At 49.9% G+C, this 12240-nt stretch carries 10 protein-coding genes; 3 read left to right on the forward strand and 7 right to left on the reverse strand.

Annotated elements, in window-relative coordinates; all coding sequences use genetic code 11:
• Window positions 1–27: 27 nt before the first annotated feature.
• The 3 genes from wecB to ACJ8HN_RS09935 are packed head-to-tail and all read left to right on the forward strand — an operon-like array spanning window position 28 to window position 3027.
• Window positions 28–1140: a non-hydrolyzing UDP-N-acetylglucosamine 2-epimerase gene (gene wecB, locus ACJ8HN_RS09925; protein ID WP_161764245.1), complete on the forward strand. Its 1113-nt coding sequence runs from the start codon at window positions 28–30 to the stop codon at window positions 1138–1140.
• Window positions 1137–2222, forward strand: coding sequence for a glycosyltransferase (locus ACJ8HN_RS09930; protein WP_342176099.1), 1086 nt, complete (start codon window positions 1137–1139; stop codon window positions 2220–2222). The genes wecB and ACJ8HN_RS09930 overlap by 4 nt, the downstream gene beginning before the upstream one ends.
• The gene (locus tag ACJ8HN_RS09935; protein ID WP_442523344.1) at window positions 2203–3027 is read left to right on the forward strand and encodes a hypothetical protein; all 825 of its coding nucleotides are present in this window, start codon (window positions 2203–2205) and stop codon (window positions 3025–3027) included. Before ACJ8HN_RS09930 ends, ACJ8HN_RS09935 begins: the two co-directional genes overlap by 20 nt.
• Window positions 3028–3115: 88 nt before the next feature.
• Here the strand turns inward: ACJ8HN_RS09935 and rfbD are convergent, their stop codons facing one another.
• From rfbD to ACJ8HN_RS09970, 7 genes are all read right to left on the reverse strand, one after another.
• A complete protein-coding gene (gene rfbD, locus ACJ8HN_RS09940; RefSeq protein ID WP_442523346.1) occupies window positions 3116–3994 on the reverse strand; it encodes a dTDP-4-dehydrorhamnose reductase in 879 nt (292 codons plus the stop codon).
• Window positions 3994–4527: a dTDP-4-dehydrorhamnose 3,5-epimerase gene (gene rfbC / locus ACJ8HN_RS09945; protein WP_033642476.1), complete on the reverse strand. Its 534-nt coding sequence runs from the start codon at window positions 4525–4527 to the stop codon at window positions 3994–3996. The genes rfbD and rfbC overlap by 1 nt, the downstream gene beginning before the upstream one ends.
• 681 nt (window positions 4528–5208) lie before the next feature.
• Window positions 5209–6222: a UDP-glucose 4-epimerase GalE gene (gene galE, locus ACJ8HN_RS09950; protein WP_033654601.1), complete on the reverse strand. Its 1014-nt coding sequence runs from the start codon at window positions 6220–6222 to the stop codon at window positions 5209–5211.
• Window positions 6223–6398: 176 nt separating this feature from the next.
• Entirely contained in the window at window positions 6399–7772 is a 1374-nt protein-coding gene (cpsG, locus tag ACJ8HN_RS09955) for a phosphomannomutase CpsG (RefSeq protein WP_442523348.1), read from the reverse strand.
• 12 nt (window positions 7773–7784) lie between these two features.
• Window positions 7785–9209, reverse strand: coding sequence for a mannose-1-phosphate guanylyltransferase/mannose-6-phosphate isomerase (locus ACJ8HN_RS09960; RefSeq protein ID WP_442523349.1), 1425 nt, complete (start codon window positions 9207–9209; stop codon window positions 7785–7787).
• A 274-nt stretch (window positions 9210–9483) separates the two neighbouring features.
• The gene (locus tag ACJ8HN_RS09965; RefSeq protein WP_016928415.1) at window positions 9484–10860 is read right to left on the reverse strand and encodes a TolC family outer membrane protein; all 1377 of its coding nucleotides are present in this window, start codon (window positions 10858–10860) and stop codon (window positions 9484–9486) included.
• A gap of 2 nt (window positions 10861–10862) precedes the next feature.
• A complete protein-coding gene (locus ACJ8HN_RS09970) occupies window positions 10863–12194 on the reverse strand; it encodes an HlyD family type I secretion periplasmic adaptor subunit (RefSeq protein WP_060418365.1) in 1332 nt (443 codons plus the stop codon).
• Between the last annotated feature and the right edge of the window lie 46 nt (window positions 12195–12240).

A 12240-nucleotide genomic window follows, 5' to 3' on the forward strand; every position in this document is an offset into this window, starting at 1 on the left:
TGGGGATGTTAATTTTTTGAGGAAGTTATGCTAAAGAAAATTATGTGCGTTGTGGGCACTCGGCCGGAAGCGATAAAAATGGCGCCGGTGATCAAGGCTCTTCAGATCTCCGGCGAATTCGACGTTAGCGTATTGGCGACGGCCCAACACCGAGACCTGTTGGATCAGGCTTTCCAACTTTTCGAAATTGAAGCCGATTATGATCTTAATGTCATGACGCCAGGGCAAACATTGCCAGAGTTGACCGCGCGCCTGATGACCAGCATCGACCGAACTCTCGAAGAGGCAGCACCGGATTTGGTTATCGCACAAGGCGATACGACGACCGTCTTCGTGACATCCCTGGCCTGTTTCTACAAGAAAGTGCCTTTCGCTCATCTCGAGGCGGGGCTGCGCACACACGACCTCTATTCACCTTTTCCTGAAGAAGCAAACCGTATTCTTGCCGGACATTTAGCACGCTTGCATTTTGCTCCGACCGAAGTATCTAAAAGCAACCTCTTGCACGAAGGCATTCCTGCAGAGCATATTCACGTTACAGGAAACACCGTGATTGATGCCTTGCTGACGACCGCACAAAAGACGTTTGATATCGGCATCGATATCCCCCAAGACGCCCGGATGCTTCTTATCACTTCTCATCGCAGAGAGAACTTCGGCCAACCCATTGTCAATATCTGCAACGCGGCTCTTGAACTTATTGAAAAATATAGTGATATCTATATTCTTTTCCCCGTTCATCCCAACCCAAACGTGCGCGAAGTCACGGACCGTCTGTTAAAAGACCACGAAAGAATTAAGCTGGTCAGCCCATTTGACTATGGCCCTTTCGTTGCCGCCATGAAGAATGCCTACCTGATTCTTTCCGACTCTGGCGGCGTGCAAGAAGAAGCTCCGGCCTTGGGCAAACCCGTCTTGGTCTTACGTCGCGATACTGAGCGCCCAGAAGCCGTCTCGGAAGGAGTGGTGAAATTAATCGGAACGGAACAAGCGGACATCGTAAGAGAAGCGTCTTTGCTGCTTGATAGCCCTCAGGCCTATCAAGAAATGGCAAAAGGAAGCTCTCCTTACGGTGATGGTGAGTCCAGCCAGCGTATCGTCCGTATCGTCCGCAATTTCTTTACTAAACAATGCCAATGAAAATCGTCTATCTTTCAGCGGTTCCCTGGTTGAGCATAAGTCAGCGCCCTCATTTTTTCGCCAAATACGCGCTGACCCATGCCACCCAGGAACTTTTGTGGATTGAGCCTTATCCTAGTCGTTTTCCTACCCTCGCCGATCTGACCCCCGGCCGTCATGCCCCTGAACCTGCAGGATTGGATTTGATAGAGGGTCTGCAACTGGCTCGGTTGGGTTTTGTAGCCCCCGTGGAGCCGCTACCTGCGTTGTTTAAGCTGTTCAACCAAGGGAAAATAAAGAAAATCATTGACGATATAAAGAATTTTATATCTGAAGATACCACCCTGGTTATCGGCAAACCCTGTCTGCTGGCCAACATGCTTATCAAGCAATTTAAATGGCGGCAAGTGTGGTATGACGCCATGGATGATTTCCCTTCGTTTTATTCTGGCCTATCAAAGAAAAATACGGCTAATCTTGAAAAAGAAATCGCCCGACAAGTTGACCGCATATTCTGTTCAAGCCATGCCTTAATTGAGAAATTTTCGTCTATCGCCCCCAGCAAAACTGAGTTGGTGTTGAATGCGTGTTCAGATGACTTGCAGAAAATTCATATCCCGAAAGCATCGCATGAAAAAATCACATTTGGCTATATCGGCACAATCGCAAGCTGGTTTGACTGGAAGTGGGTGTTCGAGTTAGCCACTAAAAATCCGGAAGCAATCATAAACCTGGTAGGGCCAAGAAAAACAGGAATTCCGGAAAGCTTACCTCAAAATATCATCCTGGAGCCGCCCATTCCACACCCCCAGGTAATGAATAAGATATCCACATTTGATTATGTGATTATTCCTTTTTTGCAGAACGACATTACTAAATATGTCGACCCTGTTAAATTCTACGAATACAGGTTGGCAGGGAAAGCCATACTATCGACTCCATTTGGCGAGATGCTATGGCATCACAAAGAAGAAGCCTACAATTCTGACGCAACGCTAAGCATTACTATACCTGACAACACGCTAGTTTTTCCTTCACCTAAAAAACCAAACGACATCCCAAGATGGAGTGGACGATTCTCTCATGTCTTTACCGGCTATTGAAGATGAAAAATTTCTTACAATCTCATTAGTAATTTTCAAACCGAATCTTGTAGATTTAAGAAAAACCCTTGCCACACTTGTTGAGACAAACGTTTTTAAAGCACACGACTGTTATTTATTGGTTGTTGATAACTCACCAACTACTGAGCCTGCAGTCACTTCGCTAATTAAAGAGTTCCTTGACGTCATTCCCGGAAATTACATATCGCGACCAGACAATCCTGGCTTTGGAGTGTCACATAATTTAAGCTTAGCTATTAAGTCAAAATACACCCTTATATTAAACCCTGATTTAGAGATGGATAAGAATGCATTAGAGAATGCATTTTCCTTTATGGATAAGCATCCTGAATGTGGTTTAATTACGCCTTATGCAACTTGGGGGAACGGCGAAACACAGTATTTATGTAAACGATATCCTTCTGTGTTTGTATATCTATTACGTTTCTTTGCCTCGGTTAAAGGAAAGCGCTTTTTCAAAAATTATCTCCGTAGCTATGAAATGGCTGATACGCTGACACCGCACGATGTTTATTTCGACCCACCGATTGTGAGCGGTTGCTTTATGTTTTTCCGCTACTCCGTCCTGAAAGAAGTATCCGGATTCAATCCCAAATTTTTTCTCTACTTCGAGGATTTCGATCTCAGCATCCGTACGGGAAAAATTACCAGAATCGCCTATGTCCCTGATGTCAAAGTAGTACATTACGGTGGCCATGCCGCACGCAAAGGCTGGGTACATATTAAGCTATTTTCACGTTCAATGATTACTTTCTTTAATATTCACGGCTGGAAAATTTGGTAGCTCCATAGCGAATAAGCTATGCGCCAATTACTGCCGGGTGAGCATGAAAAGAACAAAATACATCATGCTCACCCTCGCAGTGCCGACATTACTCTTGTAAGTAACCTATTTTTCTCAATCGAGAAATCACGTATTCCAGGGCTGACTGCCAGTTAGAAGCAGGAATACCTATCCCATTGATTTTATTGCAACTCAAGGTTGAATATTTAGGACGTTTGGCCAAAGTCACATATTGTTCTGATGTTATTTTACTGACCTTTGGCATGCGAGAAATCGCCCCCACCTCCGCGGCAACTTTAAATATGTGCTCCGCAAACTCACTCCAGCAGACCTCTTCATCCCCGCAGAAGTGATAGATCCCTCCCTGAGCCTCACAAAGCAACATTTTTATCATCGCGTCTGCGATGTCCCCTGCATATGTCGGGCAACCGCGTTGATCGGCTACGATATCAAGAGATTCACGTTGCTTTGCCAACCTCAGCATGGTTTTAACGAAATTTTCGCCATATTCACTGAAAACCCAGGAAGTGCGAAGAATTATCGCATCTTGCATTTCTGAGACGATCGCCAATTCGCCATCACGCTTGGTTTTCCCGTAAATGCACAGTGGGCGAGTTCCAGCCAACTCATTGTATGGAAGCCTGCCCAGGCCATCGAAAACATAATCTGTAGAAATATGAAGCAGTCGGCACTCCATTGCGTTTGCAACCATGGCCAAATTGGCTGGGCCGACAACGTTGGCTAACAACGCAGCCTCGCAATCTTGTTCCGCTTTATCAACGGCGGTATAGGCTGCAGCATTGATGATCGCCGTCGGTTTAAACTCCTGGACGACAGCCTTAACCTGCTCCAGTTTGGAAATGTCCATCGTATTGCGGTCGGCCGCTAAAATAACCCAATCGGCGGGTACTCGATCGATAAAACAGCGCCCGACCTGTCCTTTAGCCCCGGTTAAAAGAACTCTCATTAAATCAGTTCTCTGAGAAATTTGCCGTTCTTGTCCTTTTCCGACAAAACAGGGTGCCGAACAGGCCAGGCCACGCCGACATCGGGATCATTCCACATCAGGCACCTTTCATGTTCTGGCGAATAGTAATCCGTGCACTTATATTCAAAATCCGCGATCTCAGAAAGCACGACAAAACCGTGGGCCAAACCTGGCGGGATCCAAAGCTGAGTTTTGTTCTCTTCCGATAGCACAATGCCTTCCCACTTGCCAAATGTGGGTGAGTCTGGGCGAATATCTACTGCAACATCATAAACTTCGCCCCGCACCACACGAACCAACTTGCCTTGCGGCTTGATATCTTGATAGTGCAATCCGCGCAAAACCCCCCGAGAAGAGCGTGAATAATTGTCTTGGACGAAGTCCAAATCGATATCCAGCATGTCTTGAAAGCGACGCTTCTCGAACGTTTCCATAAAAAAACCGCGAGTATCACTGAATACCGTTGGTTGAATGACTTTGACTCCATCGATTTTAGTATCGATAACCTGCATTCTGCGTACCTCATAAGACGCGAGAATTTGTGCTCAAAAAATTCTCGCAAAATACAGTCAATTACAACATCTTAGCTTTATTGGCGTGATGGCAAAAAACGTAAACAAAGCCTAATCCTCCTTACCGCTACCTGTTAACAACATGAGAACAGAGGCAAACAAGGGAGCCAGGAAGCATCATTTTGAGGTAAACGATTGATAAAATCCGTGACCAACCACAGCGTCTTCCTCTCAACGCCTTGATACTCACTACCATTAGCGCAAAACTTCAGTGTACCTTACTGATGCAAAGTAAGTGAAATGGTGGAGTTTAAAGCTTCACAAGCCTGATAGGCTAACATACTCGCTGCTCTTGTCTCTCTCAACAGATCTTCAACAAGGCATTTCCAGGAGGGAACATCTCATATTCACACACCAGATACCGTGACCAGCAATACCCTGCGGTTTTATGCCATAACGACATATCGTCCCAACAAAGTATCTTCAATGGCACCAGTATAATCTGATAGCGCGGATTTTTCATAAGGAAGTGCTGATTATTATCAGATAAAGCCCATAAAAAAGCGAGGGTGATAAACCCTCGCTGATCGGTGCTCTTCTTGTTTATTAGATTCCGATAGCCTTGTGGCTGTCGGAGCACCGCCCAGACTACCAACAATCGATATTTTTAATCAGCGCTGTTTAACGGTATCCTTGCGGATTTTTCTTCTGCCAGTTCCAGGTATCGCGCATCATGTCATCGATACCCCGACTGACTTTCCAACCCAACTCCTGATAAGCCAGATCGGCGTTCGCCCAGAAAGCAGGCAAATCGCCGTCGCGGCGAGGTAATATTTGGTAAGGGATCGTTACGCCGGACGCTTTTTCAAACGCCTGAACCATCGCCAGCACCGAGTGCCCTACGCCAGCCCCCAGGTTATAAGCCTTGAATCCGTTGATCTTCGGCAAATGATCCATGGCTTTCAGGTGGCCTTCAGCCAAATCCATGACATGGATGTAATCGCGCTCTCCCGTGCCGTCCTTCGTCGGATAATCTCCGCCGAAAATGCCCAGCTTTTCCAACTTGCCGATAGCCACCTGTGAGATGTAAGGCAGCAAGTTGTTGGGGATACCGTTAGGATCTTCGCCAATGAGTCCGGACTCGTGAGCCCCCACCGGATTGAAGTAACGCAAGGCAATAATCGAAAATTGCGGTTCAGCCTTAGCGAAATCTTGCAGGATCTGCTCCACCATCAACTTGGACGTGCCATAAGGGCTGGTTGTCCCGCCGATCGGTGTCGTCTCCACATAGGGCACCGGCGAATTGGCGCCATAGACAGTGGCGGAGGAACTGAAGATGAAATCATGCACGCCGGCACGGCGCATGGCGTCCAGTAACACCAGCGTTCCGGTAACATTATTCTGGTAGTATTCCAGCGGTTTACGCGTAGATTCCCCAACGGCCTTAAGGCCGGCGAAGTGGATCACAGCGGTAATCGTGTGCGCTTCAAAGATGCGATGCAGGCATTCAGCATCCTGAACATCGCCTTGGTAAAACACGGCGGCTTTTCCCGTCAGTTTCTCTACGCGGTGTAAAGATTCCGCTGACGAGTTCGACAGGTTGTCCAACACCACCACGTCGTCGCCACGTTCCAGCAGAGATAAAACGGTGTGAGATCCAATGTAACCGGCACCACCGGTAACTAATATTGTCATTTCAACCTCTTATACCTCGGTTGTACCGAAAGATATCTCTTCGTATTTTAAGAAAGCTACCTGCCAAGTCGCCTAAACAGGCCTGGATCGCAACTCAAAGGTATCACAACAACCTCTAAGCGAGAGCGGTAAAAACCGCCCTCATCACTGACTTATCGCAAAACCTCAAACAAACATTACGACCCTGCGGCCAACAGCGCCAAAATCTCGTCTGTTTTCTCTTGCATCAGCGCAACATCGGCACGTGATTCGACATTAAGACGTACCACAGGTTCCGTATTGGAGGAACGCAGATTGAAACGCCAGCCTGCGAACGCCATGCTGATGCCATCTGTGTAGTCTACCTCATCGGCATGCGGTAAATAGTGTTGTTTAACGCTTTCAATGGATATGGCTGGCTGAGCCAGTTTGATATTGATCTCACCGGAAGACGGATAGGCGGCAATGCGATCCTGTACCAGTTGCCCCAGAGTTTGTCCCTTCACACTGACCAGTTCAGCGACCAGAAGCCACGGGATCATGCCGCTGTCGCAATAAGCAAAATCACGGAAATAGTGGTGAGCGCTCATCTCTCCGCCATAAATGGCATCTTCCGCACGCATGCGTTCCTTAATGAAAGCATGGCCGGTTTTCGACATCACGGGTACGCCCCCGGCATCGGTGACTACATCGACGGTGTTCCAACTCAGACGTGGATCGTGGATGATCTTCGCGCCCGGCTGTTTCTGCAAGAAGGCCTCCGCCAGCAAGCCGACGATATAATAACCCTCAATAAAATCGCCTTTTTCATCGAACAGAAAGCAGCGGTCGAAATCGCCGTCGAACGCGATGCCCATATCAGCGCTATGCTCACGCACCGCATCGGCGGTATCCGCGCGACACTCAGGCAGCAATGGGTTGGGAATACCGTTAGGGAAAGTGCCGTCCGGCTGGTGATGCACCTTGATAAACTCCAGCGGCACGCCCCGCGCCTTCAGTTGCGCTTCAATAGCATCGATCACATGCCCCGCCGCACCGTTGCCCGAGTTGATCACCAGCTTCAATGGTTTGAAATTTTTCACGTCGACGTAGGACAGAATGTGTTCTACATAAGCCCCTAATACGTCCTGGCGAACATAGCTACCGCGCATTGCAGGCGGGGCCTGAAATTGGTTTTTCTCCGCCAGTTCTTGGATCGCCCGTAACCCGGTATCGCCGCTAATCGGCCGAGAGCCCTCACGCACCAACTTCATGCCGTTGTAATCGATCGGGTTGTGGCTGGCGGTGACTTCCACGCCACCATCCGTTTTTAAATAGGTTGTGGCGAAATAGATTTCTTCGGTACCGGTTAAGCCGATGTCTATCACATCAGTGCCCGCATCCTGCAAACCCTTCGCCAGCGCCAGTTTCAGGCTTTCACTGGTTAACCGAACATCGCTGCCCAACACGATATTTTTGGGCTTCAAAAACTCGCCGTAGGCGCGTCCAATACGATACGCGATGTCCTCATTCAGCTCTTCGCCCAGCTTTCCCCGAATGTCATAAGCTTTAAAACACGTCAATTTTTGCATTACCAAACCCTATTAAACTCTGCCATAGCGATCTTGCAAACGCTCAATATCATCTTCTTCCAGATAGTGCCCCGACCTGACCTCGATCATTTCCAAATCGATTTTTCCCGGGTTTTCTAACGTATGGACACTGCCCGGAGGAATGAAGGTAGACTGATTTTCCGACAAGAAGAACTCTTGATCATCAACGTTAACTCTTGCTGCCCCACTCACGACGACCCAATGTTCGGCACGGTGGAGATGGCGTTGTACCGACAGCCCCTCCCCTGGCCGCACAATGATTTTCTTCACCTGGAAGTGCGTGCCGCTGTCGATATCGCAAATCTTGCCCCAGGGACGATAGGCGGTGGAATGCTGGCGAAAATGATGAAGATTGCGTTTTTTAAGCTCATCAACCACTTTCTTCACATCCTGCACCTTGTCCTTGTGAGCGATCAGCAAGGCATCACTGGTGTTGACCACAACCAGGTTTTCCAACCCGATGGTCGCCACCAACGCGGACTCAGAGGAAATGTAGTTATCATTGGAATCGATTGAGATAATTTCACCCACGTTGACATTACCCAAATGATCCTTCTTTGACACTTCCCACAATGAGGACCAGGAACCGACGTCACTCCAGCCCGCATCAATAGGAATCACCACCGCGTCATGTGTCTTTTCCATCACCGCATAGTCGATGGAGTCACTAGGGCAGTGCTTGAAGATGTCTTGCTCAACCCGGATAAAATTCATGTCGCGTTGACTGTTGCTCACAGACTGCTGGGTTGTGCTGAAAATTTCAGGACTGAACTGCCGCAGTTCCTGCAGGAATTTGGCCGTCTTGAACATAAACATACCGCTATTCCAGCTGTAATCACCGCTGGCGAGGTATTCGACCGCTTTCTCCAAACGCGGCTTCTCAACGAACGAATCAACTTTGAAACATGCATTGGAAAGGTGCTCGCCACGCTTAATATAGCCATAGCCCGTTTCAGGGTGCTCAGGGATAATGCCAAACGTGACCAATTGGTTGTTTTCTGCAAACGAAATAGCCGTCTGAATAGCCGCGTGAAAATTATCCACTTTGGTGATCAGATGGTCCGCTGCCAGCACCAAAAGCATACTCTCTTCGTCTTCCTCAGCAGCAAGATGAGCGGCTAACGCCACTGCTGGGGCAGTATTACGCCCTACGGGCTCTAAAATAATATTGGTCGCTAATTGTCCAATTTCACGTAATTGTTCGGCAACTAAAAAACGGTGTTCCTCATTGCAGATGACCAGAGGAGCAGCAACTTCGATACCGGTCAGACCCGACAAACGCTGTAACGTTTGTTGCAGCAGGCTCACCCCGCTGTCATCAATAGATAAAAACTGTTTAGGAAACGATTCTCGCGACATCGGCCACAGACGACTCCCAGTACCACCGGCCATAACCACAGGAATTAGTTTGGACATTATCTACCCTTTACTCAGCCATCGTTCTTACAAGGACGCCGCCGCACGTCAGCAGCATCACTCTAAAATTCGTACGGAAATTAACCAATTGTTACACTTTGCGAAAAGCATGCATCCTTCTAACCTACCGTTCCTTAACAGAAAATTATGTATAAAAATAAACCAGGCAAGTATAAATACAGAAGGAACTACCAGCCAATAACATAACGTATTAACGCAAAAAAGAGCAGCATAGTGCTGCTCTTTCAGATTAATGCTCATAGTGAATATGCTGCTAGCGACTGCGGGCAAAATACTGCGCTACCCGCATAACATCTTTTTCATCCAACGTACCGGAGTCGCTCAGCAAGGTAATCCACGACTTGATGTAGGCGTACTTGGCGGAGGCCAGATCGCGCTGGGCGCTATAGAGCTGCTGTTCGGCGTTGAGCACGTCAACGTTGACACGTTGCCCGGCCAGCACGCTTTGCCGGGTCGCCGTCACCTGTGTGGTGGCCGATTGTACCGCCAGCTCATAGGCCGCCACCTTGGCGCGGCTGCTGATGCACAGATTGTACTGCTTGCGCAGATCGTTGAGCGTGGTGCCCGTCTGCGCATCCATCTCATACATCGCCTGGCCATAGCGCGCCGCCGCCTGCCGGGTCGACGCCGAAACGCCGCCGCCGGAATAAATAGGCATGCTGACCTGCACGCCGATGCTGTCGGTGCGGTATTTCTGGTTAACCGTGTTATCGCTGCTGGAGTCGTTTTCCGAATGCGAAGCATACAGCTGAACCTGCGGCATAAAGCCCGCCCGATTCCTTTCAACGTCATACTTGGCGGCATCCACGCCATGACGCGAGGCGGCCAGCACCGGGTTATTCTCCAGCGCGATCTTTTGCCACTCTTCGAACTTGGACGGGATCAGCGGCGCCACCTTGAACTTGCCCGGCCGCAACACCTGCAATTCATCCAGCTGGTTCAGCGGCATGCCGATAATCACTTCCAATTCGCGCTGCGCGGCATCCAGCGCATCGCGCGCTTCGATGACCTGCGCTTCGGCCAGGCTGTAGCGCGCCTGGGTTTCCGATACGTCGGTAATGGTGCCTTCACCGGCGCTCATCAGGCGATCGTTCAAGGTCAGCTGTTCCTTGTAAGCCGCCTTTTGCGCTTCGGCCAACGCGATTTGATCCTTGGAATAGGCCACTTCGACATAGGCGTTAATCACCCTAACCGCAAGATCCAGCAACTTACCGCGATAGCGCTCGTCCGACATCATCGTCTGCGCGACGCCGGCTTTGTAGCGCGCGTACGCTTCATAATCGAACAGCGGCTGCGTCAGCGTGATCGAACTGGAATAACTGCGATATTGCTGCCGCCGGGTGACCTCCGAAACATTGCCGAAAAAGTCGCTCTGCGGATATTTTTGCGTCTGCCAGTTGCGCGGCGAATTCTGATAGTTCAGCGACACTTTCGGCAGCAGCCCCGCCCTGCCGATGTTTTCGTTCTCATCTCCCGCTTCTTTCTCTTTTATAGCCGCCCGGAAAGTCGGGTCCTTTTCTAATGCCAGCGAATATGCGTCTAAAATCCCTATCGAATAAACCGGCGCAGATATCGCAAACAAAAGGGTGCCGATAACCAGACCGGCAGCCTGTCGTTTTGATTGAATCAAAATTATTCCTCGGTTAATGAAGTATGAGCGCGATCCAAAATAGGTTTAAACAGATAGCTCAGCAGCGAGCGCGACCCCGTTTTCACGAACACCTCCACCGGCATCCCCGGCTTGATGTCCTCGCCACTGAGCATCTTCATGCCCTCCGGCGAGACCGTGACCTGCATCTGGTAGTAAGGCTCACCGTTGGCTTTGTCGACCAGGCGATCGGCGGAAACCAACGTGACCGTTCCCGGAATTTTCGGGGTTTTGTTTTGGTTGAAGGCGGTAAACATCAGATCCACCGGCAACCCGTTGTACACCTTGTCGATCAGGTCGACTTTGAGGCGAGAATCCACCACCAATGTCGCCTGGCTGGGTACAACGTCCATCAGGTGGTCACCCGCTCCCACGACGCCCCCCTGAGTGAAGATATTCAATCCGACCACGGTGCCGTCCACCGGTGAGGTGATGGCAGTGTTGCCCAGATCGAAATCGGCCATTTGCAGCTTATTGCGAAACTCGCTGGCGTCCATTTGGGTTTGCGCCAGTTGCGTTCTGACCTCGCGCTGATAGTCGGCGAAACGCTGATCGATACGCTGCTGAGATTCCTGCAGCTGCTTTTGCAGCTGGCCAATCCGCCCGACGGTTTCATCGATGCTGCTGTTCACCTCGGCAAACTGACGCTGCACTTCCAGGTAGCGGTTGCGCGGCAGGTAACCGTCCGCCGCCAGTTGCTTCATGCTGTTCATCTGCTCACGCAGGCTGGAAAGTTGAATCTGCTTGTTGGCGCGCGAATCCTGCAGGCCTTTCAATTGGAAACGAACCCCGTCCATCGACTGCTTATAACCGTCAATTTCACTTTGCAGCCCCTGGCGGCGGGAGGCGAACAGCTGCGTTTGCAACGCGATGATTTCAGCCACGCGCGGCTGAGTTTTGATCTGGGCAAAAATAGGGGAAAAAGTGACGTTGCTCAGACCGTCGCGCTCGGCGAGTAAACGCCCTTCGGTGGCCAGCGTGGTGTAGTACTGGTCGCGCAGGGAATCGACCTGCGCCTGTGCCTGCACCTGGCTCAACTGCACCAGGACTTCTCCGGCTTTCACCTTGTCGCCGTCTTTCACCGCGATATTCTTGATGATGCCGCTGGCCGGGGCCTGCACCGTTTTGCGGTTGCCGGAAACGGTTACCGATCCCGGCGATGCCACCCCTTTATCCAGAGGCGCGAACGCTGCCCAGGCCAAAAATCCGAACAGACCAATTCCCACCACCAACCAGCCCATCCGGGTAAACCGCCGTTCATCCTGCGGGATCTCTTCAATATACGAGTCTTGCGGCTCGCCAATGTGCGTCGACATACCAACTCCTTTAAACTGCGGACGGCAATAAAGCCGCCAGGCAATT

It is taken from the genome of Serratia sp. CY29653 (assembly GCF_052169255.1).
Lineage (GTDB): Bacteria > Pseudomonadota > Gammaproteobacteria > Enterobacterales > Enterobacteriaceae > Serratia > Serratia sarumanii.